This is a genomic window from Isoptericola sp. NPDC060257 (genome assembly GCF_042726645.1).
Classification (GTDB): domain Bacteria; phylum Actinomycetota; class Actinomycetes; order Actinomycetales; family Cellulomonadaceae; genus Isoptericola; species Isoptericola nanjingensis.
Genome location: NZ_JBHXAW010000039.1, coordinates 1 through 22,326, shown reverse-complemented (window position 1 = coordinate 22,326; position 22,326 = coordinate 1). Strand labels below are relative to the sequence as shown.

Here is a 22,326-nt window from a genome sequence, read left to right as displayed (position 1 = left end):
GCGGGCCACGTGGCGCTCCAGGATGCCCATGATGGCGGCGTTGGAGGCGTTGGCGGTCTCGGTGCCCTGGAGCATGTCGCGGGCGGGTGCTCCTGCCCGGCGACGACGCTTTCGACGCCGCCGCGACCCCCTGGAACCTCGCCGTCCGGCAGCCCGTCGCGGCCGTCGTCGAGGCCGCGGACGCCGACGACGTCGCCGCCACGGTGCGGCACGCGCGCGACGCCGGGCTGACGGTCGCCGCCCAGTCGACGGGTCACGGCGCGTCGGGAGACGTGGCCGGCACCGTCCTCCTGCGCACCCGCGCGCTCGACGCCGTCGAGGTGGACCCGGTGCGCCGCACCGCCCGGGTCGGCGCCGGGGCGTCGTGGGGAGCCGTGCAGTCCGCCGCGGCCCCGCACGGCCTCACGACCCTGCTCGGGAGCGCCCCCGGCGTCGGCGCCGTCGGCTACACCCTCGGCGGCGGGCTGGGGTGGTTCAGCCGCGCCCACGGCCTGGCGGCCGACCACGTGCGGTCGTTCGACGTCGTGTCCCCCGCGGGCGAGAAGGTCACCGTCACCGCCGCCTCCGACCCCGAGCTGTTCTGGGGGCTGCGCGGCGGGGGCGGCGACCTGGCCGTCGTGACGGCGATGGAGATCGACCTGGTCGAGCTGCCCGCGTTCGCGGGCGGCAAGGTCGCCTGGCCGGCCGCGCGCGCCGCCGAGGTCCTCGGCGTCTTCCGCGAGGTCACCGCCGCGGCCCCGCCCGAGCTCAGCGTCTGGCTGTCGCGGGTGGAGGCGCCCGGGGCTCCGGCCGTCGTCGTCGTGCACGCCGCGTACCTGGGCGACGCCGCGGCGGCGCGCGAGCTGCTCGCCCCGTTCGCCGCGGTCCCCGACGTCCTCGGGCCGGGCGTCGACGCGGCGATCGGGCCGGTCGCGCTGGCCGACGTCGGCGACATCACCGCCGACCCGACCGACCCCGCCGCGGGGAAGGGCCGCGCCGAGCTGCTGCAGGGGATCGACGACGAGGCGGTGGAGCGCCTGTTCACGACCTCGGTCGCGCCGCTGCTCGTGCTCCAGCTCCGGCACCTGGGCGGCGCCCTGGCCGCGCCGGGCGACGGCGCGGGCGCGCTGGGCGCGATCGACGAGCCCTACCTGCTGTACGCGTTCGGCCTGGCGTTCGAGCCGGGCCTCGCGGCCGCCGTCGGCCACCGCCTCGAGGCGCTGCCGGCCGAGCTGGCCGGGATCGCCACGCTGCGCAAGCCCGCCACGTTCCTCGCCCCCGGCGAGAGCGCGGCAGCCGCGTACGACGACGCCGCGCTCGCCCGCCTGCGCGACCTCAAGCGCGCCCGCGACCCGCGCGGCACGGTCCGCGGGAGCTACCCGCTCCTCGGCTGACCTCCGACCGTTGTGGGTGGGATCGTGGTCCAGTTCTCGCCCCTCAGCGGGCCACGATCCCACCCACAACGGTCTGCCGCGGTCGGCTCGGGGCCCGTGGGAGAATGTGGGCCGTGACCTCCCCCGCGCCGCAGACCTCGCCGTCCGACGTCCAGACCCGCGTCAACCTCGCGGACGTCACCCCGCCGATCGCCCTCGGGCCGCTCGACGGCCGCTACCGCGGCGCTGTCGCGCCGCTGGTGGACCACCTCAGCGAGGCCGCGCTCAACCGCGCGCGCATCCACGTCGAGGTCGAGTGGCTGGTCACGCTGTGCAACGGCACGACGGCGACCCCCGGCGCCGTCGTCCCCGGCGCCCCCACGCTGACCGACGCCGAGATCGCCTACCTGCGCCGGATCCCCGCGACCTTCGGCGCGGACGAGATCGCCGAGCTCGCCGCCATCGAGCGCGAGACGGTGCACGACGTCAAGGCCGTCGAGTACTTCATCAAGCGCCGCATCGCCGCCGCGCCCGAGGTCCTCGGCGAGACCAGCCTCCCCGCCGCGAGCGAGCTCGTGCACTTCGCGTGCACGTCCGAGGACATCAACAACCTCTCGTACGCGCTCATGGTGCAGGGCGGCGTGCGCGAGGTGTGGCTGCCCGCCGCGACCGCACTGACCGACCAGCTCGCCGAGATGGCGCGCGAGCACGCCGAGGTCCCGATGCTCAGCCGTACGCACGGGCAGCCGGCCACGCCGACGACGATGGGCAAGGAGCTCGCCGTCCTCGCGCACCGCCTGCGCCGCCAGCTACGCCGGGTCGAGGGCGCGGAGTACCTGGGCAAGCTCAACGGCGCCACCGGCACCTACGGCGCGCACGTCGTCGCCGTCCCGGGCGCCGACTGGCCGGCCGTGTCGCAGGCGTTCGTCGAGCATCTGGGCCTGGTGTGGAACCCGCTGACCACGCAGATCGAGTCGCACGACTGGCAGGCCGAGGTCTACGCCGACGTCGCCCGCTTCAACCGCATCCTCCACAACCTCGCGACCGACGTGTGGACGTACATCTCGCTGGGCTTCTTCACGCAGATCCCCGTCGCGGGGGCCACCGGCTCGTCGACCATGCCGCACAAGGTCAACCCGATCCGGTTCGAGAACGCCGAGGCGAACCTCGAGATCTCGTGCTCGCTGCTCGACACCCTGTCGGCCACGCTCGTGACGTCCCGCCTGCAGCGCGACCTCACCGACTCGACCACGCAGCGCAACATCGGCCCGGCTTTCGGCCACTCGCTGCTCGCGATCGACAACGTCCGCCGCGGCCTCAAGGCGCTCAACGTCAACGCCGCGCTCATGGCCGACGACCTCGACCACAACTGGGAGGTGCTCGGCGAGCCCGTCCAGTCCGCGATGCGCGCCGCGTCCGTCGCCGGCGTCGAGGGCATGGAGAACCCGTACGAGCGCCTCAAGGAGCTCACGCGCGGGCAGCGCGTCGACGCCGCCCGGATGCGCGAGTTCGTCGCCGGCCTCGGCCTGCCCGACGACGTCGCCGCGCGCCTCGCGGACCTCACGCCCGCGTCGTACACCGGCATCGCCGCCCGGCTGGTCGAGGACTACCTCGCCTGACCCGGCGTCCTGCGCCGACCCGGCTCGAGACCCGAGGCGTCGAGGCCGCCCGAAGCGTTTAGGAGGGGCCGCGACGTACCGGCGCGCTCCTAGCGTGGGCCCCGTCCGCACCCACGACGCGACGGAGCCTCGCATGCGCACCGAACGACGCCCTCGACCGACCGCCCGGGTCGCCGCCCTCACCGCGGCCGCCCTCGTCGGCGGTGCCGGCCTCACGGCCGGCGCCGTCACCCTCGCCACGGCCGCCGCCGGCGCGCCGACCGCCTGCGAGGTGGACTACGCCGTCACGAGCACCTGGTCGGGCGGGTTCCAGGCCGACGTCACGCTGACCAACCTGGGCGACGCCCGCACCGGCTGGGAAGTGTCCTGGCAGCCGGCCGACGGCGAGCGCGTCTCCCAGGTCTGGAACGGCCGGCTCACGCAGGACGGCGCGCAGGTGCGCGTGGCCGACGTCGGCTGGAACGGCACGCTGGCGGCGGGCGCGACGGCATCGTTCGGGCTGATCGGGACGTCGGCAGGGGCGGCGGAGGTGCCGGCGAGCTTCAGCCTCGACGGCGTCGCCTGCACGGGCGACGTCCCCACGACGGATCCCTCGGACCCGCCCACGGAGCCGACCGACCCGCCCACCGACGAGCCGGGCGGGCCCGCCGACGCGACGTTCTTCGTCGACGAGGGCACGCAGGCCTGGGAGGCCTGGCAGGCCGCGTCGGGCACCGAGCGCGCGCTGCTGGAGAAGATCGCCACGACCCCGCAGGCGTCGTGGGTCACCGACGCCGACCCCGCCGAGGCGAGCGCCGGCGTGGCGGACTACACGGGCCGGGCCGCCGCCGCGGGCGCGACGCCGCTGCTGGCGGTGTACGCGATCCCCGGCCGCGACTGCGGCTCGCACTCCGGCGGCGGCACGGACGAGGCCGAGTACCGCGCGTGGGTCGCGCAGGTCGCGGGCGCGATGGTCGGCGAGCCGTGGGTGGTGCTGGAGCCGGACGCCCTCCCCCAGCTCGGCGACTGCGACGGTCAGGGCGACCGCGTCGGGATGCTCGCCGACGCCGCCCGCATCCTCGACGAGGCCGGCGCCCGCGTGTACCTCGACGTCGGCCACTCGGCGTGGCTGCCCGCCGCGGAGGCGGCGAGCAGGCTGCAGCAGGTGGGGCTGGAGCACGTCACGGGCTTCGCGCTCAACGTGTCGAACTACCGCACCACCGACGAGTCGCGCGCCTACGGCGAACAGGTCTCCGCCCTGCTCGGCGGCGTGCCGTTCGTCGTCGACACGTCGCGCAACGGCAACGGCTCGAACGGCGAGTGGTGCAACCCGCGCGGCCGCGCCCTGGGCGAGCGGCCCGCCGCCGTCGACGACGGGTCGCACCTCGACGCCCTGCTGTGGGTCAAGCGGCCCGGTGAGAGCGACGGCGCCTGCAACGGCGGCCCCGCCGCCGGCGCGTGGTGGCAGGAGATCGCGCTGGAGCTCGCGCGCAACGCGAGCTGGTAGCGAGCACCCCGCGACGCCGAACAGGCGGTTGACACCGTCATGGGCCTCCGACGACGCCCATTCCGGAACCAACCGCCTGTTCGGCATCCCGCCGGAGGCGGGCCCGCGCGTCCGCCAGCTCGTCGACGCGGTTCACGACCCAGCGTGTCGACGCCGTGACGACGAGCGCGATCGCGAGCAGCACCCAGAGGTTCCCCACGTCCACGACGTCCATCGGCAGGAGCCCCCGCGAGCCCATCAGCCCGGTCCGGCCGACGACGACGGCCGCGCCGACTCCCGCCAGCACGGGCAGCGCCTGCCGGGCACGGCGTGACACGAGCATGCCCCCGGCGAGCAGGCAGGTGCCGACCATGACGGTGCCCCCGCCCAGCTCCGCGACGGGGGCGTAATGCGCCGGCCACCAGGGCGCGAGCCCCAGGGCTGTGCGGGCGAGAGCGACGACCGGCATCAGCGCGCCGACGGCGCCGGCCACCCGGACCGGCCCGGCGACGCCCCGGGGAGCCGGAACGAGCCCCTGGGACGCGGCGAGCATCGCTGCGGCCACGACGAGGGCCGACTGCGCGACCGCCCACCCGAGCCCGGAGAGCACCAGGAACAGGTCGCCGCCGGTCGCCCCGACGACCGTCATGCCGCCCAGCACGACCCAGGTCGCCGCCGCGGCCGCGCCGAGCAGCCACACGGCGGCCCGGAACAGGCCGGCGGCGAGCGCGAGGGAGGCGAGCGCCCACAGCGCCCACCCCGGGGCGAGCGGCACCGCGACGGCGAGGCCGGCGACGTCGTTCCCGTGGGCGACGCCCAGCGCCACCGCGCCGAGCGAGGACGCCGCCGGGTAGCCGAGCACGACGGAGAGCACGACGAGCACGCCGACGGCGCCCCGCCGTCGGCGTTCCGGTGACGGTCCCAGCGGCGCGAGCGCCCACTCCCGCGCGGCGGCGCGCAGCAGGTCGACGACGTCCCCGCGCGCGGGCCGCGACTGCCCGGGCGCGGCGGCGTCGAGCAGGTGCCCGAGCATCTCGGCGCCGTGCGCGCGGCGGTATGCGAAGGGGAACAGCCGCAGGATCCGCTGGAAGTCGCGCACCAGGGCGGGCACGACGGCGGTGGCCTCGGTCGGGTCGGGGCGGTCGGCGCTCATGCCGGCACCTCCCCGAGACCGCCGGCGACGGCGCGGCCCGGTCGCGTCGTCCGCCGCGCCGCGAGCCGGTCCAGCGCCTGACGTGCCTGCGCCTCGGCCCGGCGGGCTTCGGCGTCGAGCCGGGTGCTGCCCTCGACGGTCAGGCGGTAGTAGCGCCGCAGCCGTGAATCGACCACCTCCTCGTGGTCCACCTCGACCAGGCCGGCGGCCACGAGCCGGTCGATCGCGCCGTAGAGCGTGCCGGCGCGCAGCGTGACGCGCCCGCCGGAGCTCTCCTCGACGTCCTTGGAGATGCCGTACCCGTGCGCCGGCCCCTGCGCGAGGGCGGACAGGACGAGGAACGCGGGTTCCTGCAGCGGTCTGCCTGGGGGCTTCGATGCCATGCCGAGGACCATACTCTCGTCACGAAGGTATGCAACGCTCGACACGCAGGTCGCCGAACAGGCAGTGGTGCGCCCCATACGCCGCGAGGGGGGTGCACAACCGCCTGTTCGGCATCGCGCCGGGGTCAGCGCGCCATGGCCTGCTGGCCCAGGACGGCGAGCAGGGCGAGCTTCTCCTCCGCCTCGGAGCGCGGAGGCGCGGTGAGCACCAGCAGCGCCTGGGTCTGGTCCTCGGTGAACAGCACCTGGCAGTCCAGCTCGATCGGCCCGACCTGCGGGTGCACGAGCGTCTTGTGGTCGGCGAACCGCTGGTGCACCTCGTGCCGGTCCCACAGCTCGGCGAACTCGGGGCTGCGCTCCCGCAGCTCGCGGACCAGCTCGCCAGCCCGCGAGCGCGGGCCGAGCATCCCGTGCGCCGCGCGCAGCGTGGAGACGAGGGAGCGCCCCTGCCGGTCGCGGTCGTCCTCGGGGTACAGCAGCCGCTCGGAGGGGTCGGTGAACCAGCGGTAGACGTCGCTGCGCGCCCACCCCGTCAGCGCCGACCGGTCGCCCAGGAGCGCGACGGCGAGATCGTTGGCCACGAGCGTCTCGCCGAGCGCGGACAGCACGAGGGCGGGCGTGTCGGACAGGCGGTCGAGCACGCGCAGCAGCGCGGGCGACACGTGGGACGACATCGTCACCCGGTCCGGCGTCCCCCGGCCGGCCACGCGGAACAGGTAGTCGCGCTCGTCGTCCGTGAGCCGGAGCGCCCGCGCCAGCGACGCGAGCATCTGCTCGCTGGGCTGCGGGCCGCGCCGCTGCTCCAGCCGCGTGTAGTAGTCGGCCGACATGGCGGCGAGCGCCGCGACCTCCTCACGCCGCAGCCCCGCGGTGCGACGCCGGGCGCCCGCGGGCAGGCCGACGTCCGCGGGCTGCACCGCCTCCCGGCGACGGCGCAGGAACTCGGCCAGCTCTCGACGGTCGGCGGCACGCTCCATGCGCCCATCGTCCGCCGCCGACGCCGGTCGGGCCAGGCCGCAGCCAGGGATCGTCGGTCCCCCGACGACCGCTCCTCTCCCGCCTCCGCGCATGGCCCCACAGGGTGGGGGCATGGACCTCACCCGCAGCACCGTCTTCATCCCCGGCGCGACCAGCGGCATCGGCCTCGCGCTCGCCCTCCGGCTCCAGGCCCGCGGCAGCACCGTGATCGTGGGCGGCCGCCGCACCGCCCTGCTCGACGAGATCGTCGCCGCCCACCCCGGGATCGACGCCGTCCGCGTCGACACCGCCGACGCCACGAGCATCGAGGCGGCCCGCGACGTCGTGCTGGAGCGCCACCCCGACCTGGACGCCGTCGTCGCGATGGCTGGCATCATGCAGCCCGAGGACTGGACGTCGTCCGACTTCCTCGCCACCGCCGAGCGCACCGTCACCACGAACCTGCTCGGCCCGATCCGCCTGGCTGCCGCGTTCCTGCCACACCTGCGCGCCCGCGCAGGGTCGGGCGCGGGCGCCGCGTTCGTCACGGTCTCCTCGGGGCTGGCGCACGTGCCGCTCGCCGTGACGCCCACGTACAACGCGACCAAGGCCGCGATCCACCGGCTGAGCGAGGGCATCCGGCTGCAGCTCGAGCCGGCGGGCGTGCAGGTGATCGAGATCGTGCCGCCCGCGGTCCGCACGGCCCTCATGCCAGGGCAGGAGGACAACCCGATCGCCATGCCGCTGGACGCGTTCGCGGACGAGGCGGTCGAGCTCCTCGCGGCCCGTCCCGGCGCCCACGAGATCCTCGTCGAGGGCGTGAAGTTCCTCCGCTTCGCCGAGACGTCGGGGACCTACGACGCGACGCTCGCGCGACTCAACGCCACCGACCGGCACGCCGCGGGCTCGCAGACGACCTGATCGCCGGCCTACTTGCGCAGGTACTTCGCGTAGACGTAGCCCTGCTTGCCGTTGACGAAGACCTTGACCCAGCCGTTCGAGGTGGGCCAGATCTTCTTCACGGCCTCGCCCTTGCTCAGCGAGTCGAGCACCTTGCCGCTGGTGCTCGGCTTGGAGCGCAGGCGCAGCCCGTTCACCTCCACGTACCGCGTCCCCAGCGAGGTGAGCCCCGGGGAGACGTAGTTCGCGTGCATCCAGCCGGTGGTGCCGCCGTAGTTCACCTTGCGCCACACGCCTGACCCGGCGCCGGGCTTGGCGGTGAGCCAGCGGTTGACCTTGACGGACTTGAGCACGCGGTAGCCGGTGCCCGGGCCGGAGCGGAGGTTGACGGTGGTGGTCGTGTAGTAGTTGCAGGACTTCGGCACGACCCGCTGGTACGCCCACGCCGCACCGGCGGTGAGCGACGCCCCGTGGTTCTTCATCCACGGCAGCGGGTCGGTGGTGCTGCCGGAGCCCTTGTACGCGCGCTTCCAGATCTCCAGGTGCAGGTGCGGCGCGGTGGAGGTGCCGGAGCTGCCGACGTCGGCGATGCGCTGACCGCGCTTCACGTACTTGCCGGCCTTCACGTACTTGTCGCCGTCGACGACGTGGCCGTAGACGGCGAAGACCTTGCCGCCGTCGGCGTTGGAGCGCACCACCACGACCTGGCCGAAGCCGGGCGCCGACCCGGCCTTGACGACGGTGCCGGGGGCGACGGACTTGATCGGGGTGCCCTTCTTCGCGCTCATGTCCTGGCCGAGGTGGTAGGTGGACGCTCCCCTGATGGGCATGCATCGCGGCCCGTAGTAGGAGGAGAGCCCGTAGCTCTTGTCGGGGAGCGGCCGGACGGCGGCCGTCGCGGCACCCGCCCCCGCGACCCCGCTCGTGAAGGCCACGGCTGCGGCGACCCCCAGGGTGACTCCGGTCGTGATGATGCGTCGCACGGTGCGCATGGTGGTGCCCTCTCCGCGTCAGAAGGTCCTGGGCGTCGTTGCCCGAACGCACGGTAAGCACAGTCGTCGGGGTGGCGCGCGCGGTGCGGCATCCGCGACACTCGTCTTCACAGGTACTCGCGAGCATGAAACTCCCTTACCCACGCCTGACCACCGGAGGTCTGCAATGACGCACCCCGATCCGACCGGCCGAGCCGACGGCAGCGCGAACGCCCGCGCCCTCGACCGGCGCGGCTTCCTCTCCCTCGCGACGGCGGGGGTGGCCGGCTCGGCGCTGTCCGTGGCCGTCGGCTCGATGACGCCCGCCGCGGCCGCGGAGGCCGCCCCGGGGGGCGCCGCCGGAACCACCGCCCGCAAGCGCGAGCTGCGCGCGATGTGGATCTCGTCGGTCGTCAACATCGACTGGCCGTCGCGCACCGGCCTGAGCGCGGACGAGCTGAAGGCCGAGTACCTCCACTGGCTCGACGTCGCCGTCGGCATGCACCTCAACGCCGTCTTCGTGCAGGTCCGGCCGACGGCGGACGCGTTCTGGCCCAGCCCGTACGAGCCCTGGTCGCAGTACCTCACCGGCACGCAGGGCGGCGACCCGGGCTTCGACCCGCTCGCGTTCGTCGTGGCGGAGACGCACGCCCGCAACCTCGAGCTGCACACCTGGTACAACCCGTACCGCGTGTCGATGCAGACGGACCCCACGAAGCTCGTGCCCGAGCACCCTGCACGGCAGCACCCCGACTGGGTGTGGCCGTACGGCGGCAAGCTCTACTTCGACCCGGGCCTGCCGGAGGCGCGTGAGCACATCTACGCCGCGATCCTGCACAGCGTCGAGCACTACGACGTCGATGGCGTGCACTTCGACGACTACTTCTACCCGTACCCCGTGGCGGGCCAGACCCTGCCCGACGCCGCCACGTACGCCGAGCACGGCGGCGGCTTCGCGACGATCGAGGACTGGCGGCGGCACAACGTGGACGAGTTCGTCCGGACCGTCTCGGAGCGCATCAAGGAGCTCAAGCCCTGGGTCAAGTTCGGCATCAGCCCGTTCGGCATCTGGCGCAACGCGTCGACCGACCCGCGCGGCTCGCAGACCGGCGGCTCGCAGAGCTACGACCTGCAGTTCGCCGACACCCGCAAGTGGGTCCTCGAGGGCTGGCTCGACTACATCAACCCGCAGATCTACTGGCAGTTCGGTCTCGCCGTCGCGGACTACGCCAAGCTCGTGCCGTGGTGGGCCGACGTCGCGGCGACGGCCGGTACCCACCTGTACATCGGCGAGGCGCTGTACAAGGTGACGTCGGGCGTGTTCACCGACCCGGCGGAGCTCAGCAACCACCTCACGTTCTGCGAGGAGGTCACGGAGCAGGGCACCCCCGTGCACGGCAACGTGTTCTTCTCGGCCGTGCACGTGCCGCAGGACCCGCAGGGCTCCATGTCGCGGGTCTTCGCGGACCACTACGGCCATCCCGCGCTCGTCCCGACGATGCCGCACCTGCCCGGCACCGCCGTCGAGCGGCCGACGCTCACGCACGCGCGACGCGAACGCGACGGCGTCCGGCTGCGCTGGGTGGACGCGGCGCCGCACCGGCGGCGCGCGACGTCGTTCGCCGTCTACCGGGCCACCGGGGACCGCGTCCCCGTGGACGTCGAGGACGCCACGCAGCTGCTCGGCACGGTCCGCTCGGACGGGCAGGTGCTGCAGTCCTTCACGGACGCGACGGCCGTGGGCGGCGAGCGGTACACGTACGCCGTCACCGCCCTCGACCGCCTGTGGAACGAGTCCGCCCCGAGCCGGAGCCGCACCGCCGGCTGAGCGGCCCCACGACGGTCGAGCCTGTCGAGACCCGGTCGCAGGGTCTCGGCAGGCTCAACCGGCGGAGGAGAGGAAGATCCCGTTGCCGGGGCCCACGGGCAGGTCGAGGACGAAGAACACGGTGAGGATGGCGGCCCACACGAGCCAGAAGCACACCGTGAACGGCAGCAGCCGCGCCATCACGGTGCCGAGGCCGGCGCTCGGCTCCCACCGGCGCAGGTAGGCGAGCAGCACGATCATGTACGGGTTGAGCGGGGTGATGATCTGCGTCGCCGAGTCGCCCACGCGGAACGCCGCCTGCACGAACGCGGGCTCGTACCCGATGAGGGCGAACATCGGCACGAAGACGGCGGCCATGAGCGTCCACAGCGCCGAGCCCGAGATGATGAACAGGTTGAGCAGCGACGCGACGACGAGGAACCCGAGGATCGCGCCGTAGCCGGTGAGCCCGATCGACTCGAGCGCCGACGCCCCGGACACCGCGATCCACTGCCCGACCCCGGACCAGTTGAACAGCGCGATGAACTGGCCCAGCACGAACGCCAGCACGACGAACCCGATCATGTCCTTGAGCGCCTGGCCGAACATGATCGGCACGTCCTCGATGCGCCGGACCGTGCCGACCGCGCGCCCGTAGACGATCGCCGGCACCAGGAACATCGTGAAGACGATGAAGACGATCGAGCTGAGCAGCGGCGACTCGGGCAGGAACGCGCCGTCCTCGTTGCGCCACGGCGACGCGGGCACGAGCACGGCGGCCGCCATGACCGCCGCGACGCCGAGCGCCACGAGGAGCGCGTTCCGCAGCCCGCGGCGCTCGTCCGTCGTCGTGGCCGCAGTCGCGTCCGCGAGCGGGTCCTCGCCGTCCTCGACCACCTGCTCCGTCGGCACGCCCTGGCGTCGGATGCGAGGCTCGAGCACCCTGTCGATGAGGAAGCCCGCGAGCAGGGCGAGCGCGATCGACGAGACGGCGTTGAAGAACCAGTTCGACAGCGGGTTCACGGGCGCGCCCGGGTCCGGCAGGATCTGCGCGACCGAGCTGGTGATGCCCGCGAAGAGCGCGTCGAGGCTGGTGACGAGGATGTTCGTGGAGTACCCCGCGCCGGCCGCGGCGAACCCGCCGAGCAGGCCCGCGACGGGGTGCCGCCCGGCCGCGCGGAACACCATCGCCGCCAGCGGCGGGATGATGATGAACGCGGTGTCGGACATGATGCTGCCCATCACGCCGACGAACCCGACGGCGTACGCGAGCGCCCACCGCGGCGCGGAGCCGAACGCGTACCGCACGGCGGCGCCGAGCAGGCCCGACTTCTCCGCCACGCCGACCGCCATGAGGATCGGCAGCACCGTGACCAGCGGCGGGAAGCCCAGGAAGTTCTCCCCGAGGTTCTCGGTGAGCCACGTCATCCCCTCGGCGGTGAACAGGCCCTTGACCTCGACCACCTCGTCGCTCCCGGGCATCTGCACGGTGACTCCCGCGAGCGCCATGCCCGTGGACGCCAGCGCGATGACGCCGAACAGGATGAGGAACAGCGTGAACGGCTCGGGCAGCTTGTTGCCGACCCGTTCGACGAACGCCAGGAACCGGTCGGTGCGGGATCGTGCGTCGACGGTGGTCACGCGGTCTCCTCGGGTCGGCCCGCCACCGCGGGCGTGTCCGCCCGAACGTAGTGGCCCCGGTCATCCGTCGCGAGGCATTCGTCCGCATCGTGAGATTCGCGCGTTTCCTCCCGGGCGCCGCGCCGGCTTCCCTACGATGCCTGACATGACCGTGCCCGACGCGAACGCCACGCAGCCCGCCCGCCCGAGCACCGCCTACCTCGACCACCTGTTCCACGAGAGCGAGGAGCGCCGGCGGGCGGCCCCGCCGTCCGACGCCGCCCCCTCGCTGCTGCCCGCCGCCGTCGCGGACGCCGTCGAGCGCGCGGCCGAGGCCCTGGAGCCCGACCTGCGGGAGGTCGTCGAACGCCTGCACGCCGACCCGGAGCCCGCCTGGGAGGAGCACCGCAGCGCCGCCCTGCTGGTCGACGTGCTGGCCCGGCACCGGATCGACGCCGAGCTCGGCGCGCACGGCGTGCCGACGGCGTTCCGCGCGGAGCTCACAGGAGCCGGCGACGGCCCGACGATCGCGATCTGCGCGGAGTACGACGCGCTGCCCGTCATCGGGCACGCCTGCGGGCACAACGTCATCGCCGCCGCCGGGGTGGGCGCGTTCCTCGCGCTGCGCGGCGTCCTCGCCTCGGCGGGCGCGCCCGCGGGTCGCGTCGTCCTGCTCGGCACCCCCGCCGAGGAGGGGAGCTCCGGCAAGGAGGTGCTGGCCCGAGCCGGTGCGTTCGACGACGTGGACGCGGCGATCATGGTCCACCCGTACGGGCAGGACGTCGCCGAGCAGGTGTGGCTGGGGCGGCGGCTGCTCACCTGGACGTTCACGGGCCGCCCCGCCCACGCGTCCGCCCAGCCGTTCATGGGGCGCAACGCGCTCGACGCCGCGAACCTCGCCTACCAGGGCATCGGCCTGCTGCGGCAGCAGCTGCCGCCGGTGGACCGCGTGCACGCGACCGTCGTCGAGGGCGGCACCCGGCCCAGCATCATCACCGAGCGCGCGGTGATGCGGCTCTACGCCCGGTCGAAGTATCCGGACACCCTGCGCGACCTGTCCGCGCGGCTCGACGACGTCGCGCGCGGTGCGGCGCTCATGACCGGCACCGAGGTCGAGATCGTGTGGGACGACGGCGCCCTGCCGAGCCTGCCCGTCCGCACCAACGCGGCGCTCACGGAGCGCTGGGTGGCGGCGCAGCACCGGCGCGGGCGCGACCCGCTGCCGCCCGGCGTCGTGTCCGAGACGCTCGCCGCGTCCACCGACTTCGGCAACGTGTCGTTCCGCGTGCCCGGCATGCACCCGCTGATCCAGGTCTCGGCCCCCGACGTCGCCCTGCACACCGCCGAGTTCGCCGACGCCGCCGGCGGCCCGGCGGCCGTGCCCGCCGCCGTCGACGGCGCCGTCGGGCTGGCCCTCACCGCGCTGGAGTACCTCACCGACGACGCGCTGCGGACCGCCGTGCACGACGAGTTCGTCGCGCACGGCGGCCCGCTGGACGTGCCGACCTACTTCGACTGAGCGGGTCGGCGGGCGACGCCCGTCAGCGTGCGGTACCGGTCAACGAGCGCTGAGCTCCGCCGGGTCGGCGGGGCCCTGCGGCGCCGGCTGCACCGGCGCGTCGTCGCTCGGCACGTCGCCGCGCAGCACGGTCGCGGTCGCGGCGGGCCGGTCGTCGGCCACCGTGAACCGCAGGGTGTCGGTGAACTCCCGGCCGTGGTCGTCGACGGCCGTCACCGTCGCGGCGTGCGTGCCCGCCCCGAGGTCCTCGGGGAGGGGCAGCCGCCACAGGTGCGCGTTCGACCGCGTCGCGTTCCCGCTGGTCAACAGGTTGCGTGTGGCCGCCGTCGGGTCGGAGTACTCCCAGCCGGTGCGCAGCGACTCGCCCGTCATCGGCTGCGTGTGCTCGGCCTCGACCGCGGCGCCGCCGTCGATCGACACCTCGACGCTCGCGGCGGACGAGCCGGCGTAGAAGTTGGCGGTGAGCCAGCTGTCGCCGGCGAGGTCGTCGGCGCTCACCAGCCGCTCGTCGCCGAGCGCCGGCGCGTCGCCCTCCTTGCCTCCGTCACGCCACGCGAGCGCCTGGCCGGCCCAGTCGCGCCAGTGCGGCGTGTTCACGCCGAGGGCGAGCTGGAGGTCGTCCTGCTCCCCACGGATCGTGTACCGCTCGGCGAACGCGTTGCCGTCGAGGTCCAGGGTGAGGACGCCCGGCCGGGCGCCGTCGGCCATGTACGCGTAGGGCAGGCCCTGCTCGTCGAGGCCGCCGGAGTACCAGTCGCCGGAGACCGCGCCGGCCACGAGCTGGGTGTGCTCGAGCTCCTCGACGCCGCCCGCCCGCCACTCCGCGCGGGTGTCGCCCGGCAGCAGGTTCTCCAGCATGTGCGTGTGCCCGCCGACGGTCACCGCGTTGCGCCCGCGCAGCACGTCGTACAGCGCCGGGGCGTTGTCCACGATCACCTGGCGGTGGTCGACGATCGGCGCGTGCGTCGCGACGACGACGAGCTTGTTCTTCGGCACCTCGGCGAGGTCGGCCTCGAGCCAGGCGAGCTGCTGGTCGTCGATCTGCTCCCAGTAGCCGCCGTTCGTGCCGTCCTGCTTGGCGCCCTTGTAGACGATGCTGTCGAGGACGACGACGTGCGCCTGCCCGACGTCGTAGGAGAAGTAGCCGGGGCCGACCTCCTGGCGGAACGTGTCCAGGGCCCGGGAGTCGTCGGCGGCGTCGTAGTCCATGTCGTGGTTGCCGGGCGCCATGCGGACCGGGCCGTTCGCGGCGGCGTAGATGTCCTTGAGCTCGGGGTACAGGCTCAGGTCGTCGCCCACGTTGTCGCCGAGCAGCAGGACGCCGCAGCTCGCGTAGTCGTCGCGGGCCATGAGGTCCGCGACGGCACCGTCCCGCGCGTAGCCGACCTGGGTGAGGTCGTACGTCTGGGTGTCGGCCGCGATCGGGCAGCTCTGCTTCGCCTTGCCGGTCGCCTTCGACTTCCCGAGGGGGAAGTTGACGGCCTGCGGCAGCGGCCCGGTGGGCTCGAGTCCGCCGTACCTCAGGTCGGGCGACCCCTCGGGCAGGTGGTTGTAGCTGAACTGGGCGATGGCGTTCTCGTCCACCGGCACCTGGTAGCCCGCGGGCTGGGTGACGAAGACCGTCATGTCGTCGAAGGCAGGGAGGCTGTAGCGCCCCTTGCCGTCGGTCGTGACGACGTCGCGACCGTTGGACACCTGGACGCCGGCGACACCCTTCTCGCCCTTGTCCTGGGTGGAGTCCTCGTCCTTGTCGTGGAACACGGTGCCGGCGAGCACCTCGGGGTCGGCGGCCTCGCCGCGCACGACCTCGACGTGGCCGGTGTACAGGCCGGCCTGGGCGCGCTGGGCGGCCGCGGCCGCCTTCAGCTCGGCCGGGTCGGGCGACGGCGCGGCCGCGGCGCCGGGCGCCACGAGGACCAGCCCGACGAGCGAGGCGGCGCCGGCGGCGGCACAGGCCTGGCGGATGCTGCGGGGGTTCATGTACTTCCTCCGGGGTCGTGAGAGAGCGGATCGAGTACACGCCCTCGTCAGGGCGCTCCGGCATGCCGATGGCGACGACGGTAGGCGGCCGAGGCAACCGTCCGGTGACGTCGAGACGCCGGGCAGCCGAACGTCAGAGTGCCCCCGGCAAACGCCCCGCGAACGAGGTCCGCCCGTTACCGGGCGGACATCCGTCCCGAACACGGGCGTCATGCGGGCTCCCTACCGTCGGGCCCAGTCGACCTCAGGAGGAGCACCATGCACGACGGACGAGACGCTACCGAGACCCTCACCGCCGGCCTCGGGCGCCGGCGCTTCCTGCAGGCCGCGGCCGGCGTGGGCGCCGGGGCAGCGCTGACGGTCGGCGCGGCGGTCCCCGCCGCCGCCACCTCGGGCGGCACCACCGCGGCGGGTCGGGGCGGCGCGGGCAGCTTCGGCGGCATCCTGCAGCCGGGCCAGGGCCGCATCCGCGGGGAGCACTACCTGCGCTCCGACGTCGACGACGTCCTGTGGGGCTACGTGCCCTCCGTGCACGCGACCGCCGTCACGCGTGTCCGGTCCGGCCGCACGATCACCATCGACTCGGTGTCGCACGAGGGCATCCTCGAGGACCAGGGCCGCGACCCCGTCGCGTGGTTCGGCGAGCGCGGCGTCCGACGCCGCGAGGTGCTGGACGACGCCGTCGCCATCGCCGGCGGCTACGACCGCACCCCGCGGGACTTCGACACCGACGGCCCGCACGTCATCACCGGCCCCGTGCACGTCGACGGCGCCGAGCCCGGCGACGTGCTGAAGATCGAGACGCTCGACGTCGTCCCGCGGGTGCCGTACGGCGTCATCTCGTCCCGGCACGGCAAGGGCGCGCTGGCGCTCACCGCTTCGGGCGCGCCCGCCGGCATCACGCTCGACGAGGTGATGCCTCCCGTCGCGACGGACGGCCGCGCCACCGGCGTCCCCACCGAGTACGGCAACGTGTCCGTGCTCGCGCAGATCCGCGGCGGCAGGGCGACCATCGGCGAGGGCCGCTCGCGCGTGTCGTTCCCGCTGCGGTACTTCTTCGGCACGATGGGCGTCGCGTTCTCGGAGAACACGGGGCTCACGGCCCCCGAGGCCAACTCGATCCCGCCCACGCTGGGCGGCGGCAACATCGACATCAGCCGGCTGGGCGCGGGCTCCACCTTCTACCTCCCGGTGCGCGCGCCAGGCGCCCTGTTCTACGTCGGCGACCCGCACATGGCGATGGGCGACGGGGAGGTGGCGCTCACCGCGATGGAGGGCTCGCTGCGGGGCACGTTCCGCCTCACCGTGTGCAAGCCGGGCTCGGGCGACGCGCCCTCCGTCGCGTACTCGTACCCGTTCGCCGAGACCGCCGACGCCTGGATCCCCATCGGCCTGTCCGACCCGGACGGCGCGGTGGGCGGCAACGGCTCCGACCTCGACGTCGCGATGCGGCGCGCCGTCGTCAACGCCCTCGACTTCCTCGAGCACGACCAGGGCCTGGACCGCGCGATCGCGTACGCCTACCTGTCCGCGGCGGCCGACTTCGCCGTCTCGCAGGTCGTGGACCGCACGGTGGGCGTGCACGGGCTGGTGCGCAAGGCGGACTTCCGGCGCTGACGGACGGGGGCGCCCGCCCTGACACCCGGCCACGACGACTGGCAAGATCGACCCATGCACGAGCGCGCGGGGAAGCCGGCCCAGGACATCGACCTCATCGACGTCGACCAGGTGGTGGGGGCGTACTACGACCTCGTGCCGGACGTCGCGGACCCGGCGCAGCAGGTGGTGTTCGGCACGTCCGGGCACCGCGGCTCCAGCCTGGACACGGCGTTCAACGAGGCGCACATCGCCGCGATCACGCAGGCGATCGTCGAGTACCGCGCCTCGCAGGGCACGGACGGCCCGCTGTTCATCGGCCGGGACACGCACGCCCTGTCGCTGCCGGCGTGGCAGACGGCGCTGGAGGTGCTGGCCGCCGCGGGCGTCACGGTGATGGTCGACGCGCGCGACTCGTTCACGCCGACGCCCGCCGTGTCGCAGTCGATCCTCATCCACAACGGCGCGACGACGGGCGACGGCGTGCGCACGCAGGGCCCGGGGCTCGCGGACGGCATCGTCGTCACGCCGTCGCACAACCCGCCGCGCGACGGCGGCTTCAAGTACAACCCGCCGCACGGCGGCCCCGCCGGGTCGGAGGCCACGGGCTGGATCGCGGACCGCGCCAACGAGATCCTGCGCACCGGCGGGCTCGCGTCCGTGCGCCGGGTCTCGCTCGAGGACGCGCTCGGCGCCGACACCACCCACAAGCACGACTTCCTCACCACGTACGTGGACGACCTGCCGAACGTCGTCGACCTCGACGTGATCCGCTCGGCCGGCGTGCGCATCGGCGCGGACCCGCTGGGCGGCGCGTCGGTGGAGTACTGGGGCGCGATCGGCGAGCGGTACGACCTCGACCTCACCGTGGTGAACCCCCAGGTGGACCCGCGCTGGTCGTTCATGACGCTCGACTGGGACGGCAAGATCCGCATGGACTGCAGCTCCCCGTACGCGATGGCGTCGCTCGTGGAGAAGATGTCGGGAGACGCGCCGTACGACGTCGCGACCGGCAACGACGCGGACTCCGACCGGCACGGGATCGTCACGCCCGACGCCGGGCTGATGAACCCCAACCACTACCTGGCCGTCGCGATCGAGTACCTGTACGGCGGCGCGCGGCCGGGCTGGCCGGGGGGCACGGCGGTCGGCAAGACGCTCGTGTCGTCGGCGCTGATCGACCGCGTCGTGGCGGGCCTCGGCCGCACGCTGGTCGAGGTGCCCGTGGGCTTCAAGTGGTTCGTGCCCGGCCTGCTGGACGGCGAGGTCGGCTTCGGGGGCGAGGAGTCGGCGGGGGCGTCGTTCCTGCGCCGCGACGGCCGCGTCTGGTCCACCGACAAGGACGGCCTGCTGCTCGCGCTGCTCGCCTCCGAGATCATCGCGACGACCGGGCGGACGCCGTCGGAGCACCATGCCGACCTCGTCGGTCGCTACGGCGAGTCCTGGTACGCCCGCGTGGACGCGCCGGCCACGCGCGCGCAGAAGTCGCGGCTGTCCGCCCTCTCCCCCGACGAGGTCACGTCCACGACGCTCGCCGGCCAGGACATCACGGCGACGCTCACCGAGGCGCCGGGCAACGGCGCGAAGATCGGCGGCCTCAAGGTGACGACGAAGGACGCGTGGTTCGCGGCGCGCCCGTCGGGCACGGAGGACGTGTACAAGATCTACGCCGAGTCGTTCGTGTCCGCCGACCACCTCTCCGAGGTGCAGGCCGCCGCGAAGGACCTGGTCGACGGCGCGCTCGGCGACGCCTGACGACCGCCGTGCCGGACCCGCGCACGTACGTCGTCACCGGCGCCGACTCCGGCCTGGGCCGGGCGGTCGCCGACCTGCTCGCCGCGCGCGGGCGGGTGATCACGTGCGGCCTGACCGACGAGGTGGACGTCCCCGCCGACCTCACCGTCCCCGAGGGCCGGGCGGACCTGGTCGAGCGGGTGCGGTCGCTCAGCGGCGGGCGGGTCGACGGCGTCGTCGCGGCGGCCGGGGCCGGTGCGCCCCGGCCGGAGACGGTGGCGCTGAACTACTTCGGCGCCACCGCCGTGCTGGAGGGCCTGCGCGACCTCCTGGCGGCCTCTGACGCCCCCGCCGCCGTCGTCGTCTCGTCGTCGTCGACCCTGAACCGCGGCAGCGGGGCGCTGGTCCGCGCCTGTCGCAGCGGAGACGAGCGGCGCGCGCTCGCCGTCGCGCGCCGGCTGGTCCGCACCGGGCGCGGCAGCCAGCTCTACCGGTCCAGCAAGGCGGCCCTCAACCTGTGGGCACGGTCGACCGCCGTGTCGCCGGAGTGGACCCGCGACGGCATCGTGCTCAACGCCGTGGCCCCGGGGATCGTCGCCACGGACGTCGTGACCCGCACCTGGGAGCGCGACCGGGTCCTCCTGGAGACGGCGCTCCCCCAGCCCCTCGGCGCGCCGGGGCCCGTCGCCCCGGTGGCCGACCTGCTCGCCTTCCTGGTCTCCCGGGAGAACCGCTTCACGACCGGCCAGGTCGTCTACTGCGACGGGGGCACCGACGCCCTGACGCGCGGCGGCCGCCCCCAGCGGGTGCACCTGCGGTACGGGGTCCGCGCGATGGCGACGATGGCGCGCGAGGCGCGGCGCCGCACGACCACTCCCTGACATCCATTTGATTTCAGCAGGCAACCTTTTTATGTTTGCTCCCCGCAACCAACATGGGGGTGGGCGAGCATGCCTGAGCACGCGCGGTACGAGGAGCTCCAGCGCCAGCTGCGCGCCGTGGGCGTCGTCAAGCGCACCATCGTGCGCAACCTGCCGCACGACTGCGCCGTCGGGCCGACGGCGGTCATGTCGACCCTGCGGCGACAGGGGCCGATGCGGCTGAGCCGCCTGGCCGACCTGCTGTGGCTGGACCCGTCCGTCACCAGTCGGCACGCGTCCCACGCCGTCGAGCAGGGGTGGGTCGAGCGCACGCCCGACCCGGACGACCGGCGGTCGTGGATCCTCAGCCTGACCTCGGAGGGGCGCCGCAAGCTCGAGGAGATCTCCGCGACCACCGCCGGTCTGCTCGCCGAGCGGATGGGCGACTGGGACGACGCCGAGATCGACCGCCTGACGGAGCTCATGGCCCGGCTGCACGGCAGCTTCGCCGAGTGCCCGACGTCCGCCCGCGCCGCCGTCCCCGCCCGGGCCTGACGCGCCCACACCCGCAGCACCTCCCCCGCAGCACCTCGGAAGGACCTTCATGGCATCGACCACAGCGGCGGCGCCCGCGCACGCCAAGCGCGGGCGCACCGACCACCAGGCCGGGGTCTCGATGACCCACCGCCAGATCCTGGAGGCCCTGTCGGGCCTCATGCTGGGCATGTTCGTCGCGATCCTGTCCTCCACGATCGTCTCGAACGCCCTGCCGGAGGTCATCGCCGAGCTCGGCGGCGGCCAGTCGGCCTACACCTGGGTCGTCACGGCCTCGCTGCTGTCGATGACCGCCACCACCCCGCTGTGGGGCAAGCTCGCCGACCTGTTCAGCAAGAAGGTGCTGGTGCAGGTCGCGCTGGTGATCTTCGTGCTCGCCTCGGCGGCGGCGGGGCTCGCCCAGTCCGCGGAGTGGCTGATCGTCTGCCGCGTGTTCCAGGGCATCGGCACCGGCGGTCTGTCGGCCCTGGCGCAGATCGTCATGGCCACGATGATCGCGCCGCGCGAGCGGGGCCGGTACTCCGGCTACCTCGGCGCCACGTTCGCCGTCGCCACCGTCGGCGGCCCGCTCCTGGGCGGCTTCATCACCGACACCGACTGGCTCGGCTGGCGCTGGTGCTTCTACGTGGGGGTGCCGTTCGCGCTCGTCGCCCTGGTCGTGCTGCAGAAGACGCTGCACCTGCCGGTCGTGAAGCGCGACAACGTGAAGATCGACTGGGGCGGCGCGTTCCTCTCCACCGCCGCCGTCTGCCTGCTGCTCCTGTGGGTCACGTTCGCGGGCGACAAGTACGACTGGAACTCGTGGCAGACCTACGCGATGACGGGCGGCGCGCTCGTGCTCGTCCTGCTGTTCGTGCTGGTCGAGTCGAAGGTCTCCCAGCCGATCATCCCCATGCGGCTGTTCCGCAACCGCACGGTGGCCCTGTCCTCGGTGGCCTCCCTCTTCGTGGGCGTGGCGATGTTCGCCGGCACCATCTTCTTCAGCCAGTACTTCCAGCTGGCGCGCGACAAGTCGCCGACGATGGCCGGCGTCATGACGATCCCGATGATCGGCGGCCTGTTCGTCTCGTCGACCCTCTCCGGCCTCATCATCACCAGGACCGGTCGCTGGAAGGGCTGGCTGGTCTCCGGCGCCCTGCTGCTCACCGCCGGGCTCGGGCTGCTGGGCACCATCCGGTACGACACCGAGTACTGGCACGTCGCCGTCTTCATGGCCGTGATGGGCGTCGGTGTCGGCATGATGATGCAGAACCTCGTGCTCTGCACCCAGAACCAGGTGGCCCCCGCCGACCTCGGCTCCGCCAGCTCGCTGGTGACGTTCTTCCGCTCGCTCGGCGGCGCGATCGGCGTCTCCGCGCTCGGCGCCGTCCTGGCGCACCGGATCCCCGACTACGTCGAGGACGGCCTGCGGAACCTGGGGCCGAAGGGCGCCGAGCTCGCGCAGGGCGCGACGGGCGGCTCCGGCGAGATCCCCGACATGGACCAGGTGCCCGAGCCCCTGCGCGGAGTCCTCGAGGCCGCGTACGGGCACGGCATCGCCGACGTCTTCCTCATCGGCGCGTGCGCCGCACTCGTCGCCTTCCTGCTCGTGGTCTTCATCAAGGAGGTCCCGCTGCAGACCAAGGGCGCGATGGACCAGTCCGCCGCCGAGGAGGCCGGTTCCGCGGCCACGGAGGCCGGCGAGGACTCCGAGGCCTACGCCCCGGAGCTCGTCGCGGTCGGCGCCGAGCCGAGCGCCCCGCGCGCCCGCCCCCCCCCCGGGGGGCCCCCCCGCCGCGCCCGCCGGCCCGGGGGGGGGCCCGGCCGGGGGGGGGGGTATTAAAAAAAAAAAGCCCCCCACACCCCCGAAGATAGG

General features: G+C 74.0%; 17 protein-coding genes. 11 read left to right on the top strand and 6 right to left on the bottom strand.

Features of this window, described 5'->3' with window-relative positions:
- The first annotated feature begins 86 nt into the window (after positions 1 to 86).
- The 3 genes from ACFWEK_RS05405 (at position 87) to ACFWEK_RS05395 (ending at position 4,457) form a co-directional block, all read left to right on the top strand.
- Entirely contained in the window at positions 87 to 1,373 is a 1,287-nt protein-coding gene (locus tag ACFWEK_RS05405) for an FAD-binding oxidoreductase (protein ID WP_430553358.1), read from the top strand.
- Between the two features lie 104 nt (positions 1,374 to 1,477).
- Entirely contained in the window at positions 1,478 to 2,971 is a 1,494-nt protein-coding gene (gene purB / locus ACFWEK_RS05400) for an adenylosuccinate lyase (protein WP_430547799.1), read from the top strand.
- Between the two features lie 133 nt (positions 2,972 to 3,104).
- On the top strand, positions 3,105 to 4,457 hold the full coding sequence (locus tag ACFWEK_RS05395; protein WP_430553357.1) for a glycoside hydrolase family 6 protein: 1,353 nt from the start codon (positions 3,105 to 3,107) through the stop codon (positions 4,455 to 4,457).
- 37 nt (positions 4,458 to 4,494) lie between these two features.
- On the opposite strand, the gene ACFWEK_RS05390 is transcribed toward ACFWEK_RS05395, so the two are convergent.
- From ACFWEK_RS05390 to ACFWEK_RS05380, 3 genes are all read right to left on the bottom strand, one after another.
- Positions 4,495 to 5,589 carry a hypothetical protein gene (locus ACFWEK_RS05390; RefSeq protein WP_430547801.1) on the bottom strand — a complete coding sequence of 365 codons (1,095 nt, stop codon included), beginning with the start codon at positions 5,587 to 5,589 and terminating at the stop codon, positions 4,495 to 4,497.
- Positions 5,586 to 5,972 (bottom strand): PadR family transcriptional regulator, encoded by a 387-nt coding sequence (locus ACFWEK_RS05385; RefSeq protein WP_430547802.1) that lies wholly within the window; start codon positions 5,970 to 5,972, stop codon positions 5,586 to 5,588. The genes ACFWEK_RS05390 and ACFWEK_RS05385 overlap by 4 nt, the downstream gene beginning before the upstream one ends.
- A 125-nt stretch (positions 5,973 to 6,097) precedes the next feature.
- Positions 6,098 to 6,949: a helix-turn-helix transcriptional regulator gene (locus tag ACFWEK_RS05380; protein WP_430547803.1), complete on the bottom strand. Its 852-nt coding sequence runs from the start codon at positions 6,947 to 6,949 to the stop codon at positions 6,098 to 6,100.
- 112 nt (positions 6,950 to 7,061) lie between these two features.
- On the opposite strand from ACFWEK_RS05380, the gene ACFWEK_RS05375 reads away from it, so the two are divergent.
- Positions 7,062 to 7,850, top strand: coding sequence for an SDR family oxidoreductase (locus tag ACFWEK_RS05375; RefSeq protein WP_430553356.1), 789 nt, complete (start codon positions 7,062 to 7,064; stop codon positions 7,848 to 7,850).
- Between the two features lie 8 nt (positions 7,851 to 7,858).
- Here ACFWEK_RS05375 and ACFWEK_RS05370 read toward each other — a convergent pair whose 3' ends face one another.
- On the bottom strand, positions 7,859 to 8,812 hold the full coding sequence (locus ACFWEK_RS05370; protein ID WP_430553355.1) for a peptidoglycan DD-metalloendopeptidase family protein: 954 nt from the start codon (positions 8,810 to 8,812) through the stop codon (positions 7,859 to 7,861).
- A 175-nt stretch (positions 8,813 to 8,987) separates the two neighbouring features.
- Here ACFWEK_RS05370 and ACFWEK_RS05365 point away from each other — a divergent pair, with 175 nt between their 5' ends.
- Positions 8,988 to 10,628, top strand: a complete 1,641-nt coding sequence (locus ACFWEK_RS05365; protein ID WP_430553354.1) for a family 10 glycosylhydrolase — start codon at positions 8,988 to 8,990, stop codon at positions 10,626 to 10,628.
- Positions 10,629 to 10,682: 54 nt separating this feature from the next.
- On the opposite strand, the gene ACFWEK_RS05360 is transcribed toward ACFWEK_RS05365, so the two are convergent.
- Entirely contained in the window at positions 10,683 to 12,248 is a 1,566-nt protein-coding gene (locus ACFWEK_RS05360; protein ID WP_430553353.1) for an AbgT family transporter, read from the bottom strand.
- Between the two features lie 145 nt (positions 12,249 to 12,393).
- On the opposite strand from ACFWEK_RS05360, the gene ACFWEK_RS05355 reads away from it, so the two are divergent.
- A complete protein-coding gene (locus ACFWEK_RS05355) occupies positions 12,394 to 13,746 on the top strand; it encodes a M20 family metallopeptidase (protein ID WP_430553352.1) in 1,353 nt (450 codons plus the stop codon).
- 39 nt (positions 13,747 to 13,785) lie between these two features.
- Here the strand turns inward: ACFWEK_RS05355 and ACFWEK_RS05350 are convergent, their stop codons facing one another.
- Positions 13,786 to 15,726, bottom strand: a complete 1,941-nt coding sequence (locus ACFWEK_RS05350; protein ID WP_430553351.1) for a calcineurin-like phosphoesterase C-terminal domain-containing protein — start codon at positions 15,724 to 15,726, stop codon at positions 13,786 to 13,788.
- A 258-nt stretch (positions 15,727 to 15,984) separates the two neighbouring features.
- On the opposite strand from ACFWEK_RS05350, the gene ACFWEK_RS05345 reads away from it, so the two are divergent.
- From ACFWEK_RS05345 to ACFWEK_RS05325, 5 genes are all read left to right on the top strand, one after another.
- A complete protein-coding gene (locus tag ACFWEK_RS05345) occupies positions 15,985 to 17,343 on the top strand; it encodes an acetamidase/formamidase family protein (RefSeq protein WP_430553350.1) in 1,359 nt (452 codons plus the stop codon).
- 54 nt (positions 17,344 to 17,397) lie between these two features.
- A complete protein-coding gene (gene pgm, locus ACFWEK_RS05340; RefSeq protein WP_430553349.1) occupies positions 17,398 to 19,077 on the top strand; it encodes a phosphoglucomutase (alpha-D-glucose-1,6-bisphosphate-dependent) in 1,680 nt (559 codons plus the stop codon).
- Positions 19,078 to 19,085: 8 nt separating this feature from the next.
- Positions 19,086 to 19,937: an SDR family oxidoreductase gene (locus ACFWEK_RS05335; protein WP_430553348.1), complete on the top strand. Its 852-nt coding sequence runs from the start codon at positions 19,086 to 19,088 to the stop codon at positions 19,935 to 19,937.
- A 69-nt stretch (positions 19,938 to 20,006) separates the two neighbouring features.
- A complete protein-coding gene (locus tag ACFWEK_RS05330) occupies positions 20,007 to 20,471 on the top strand; it encodes a MarR family winged helix-turn-helix transcriptional regulator (protein ID WP_430547813.1) in 465 nt (154 codons plus the stop codon).
- Between the two features lie 49 nt (positions 20,472 to 20,520).
- Positions 20,521 to 22,293 (top strand): MDR family MFS transporter, encoded by a 1,773-nt coding sequence (locus ACFWEK_RS05325; protein WP_430553347.1) that lies wholly within the window; start codon positions 20,521 to 20,523, stop codon positions 22,291 to 22,293.
- Positions 22,294 to 22,326: the final 33 nt, after the last annotated feature.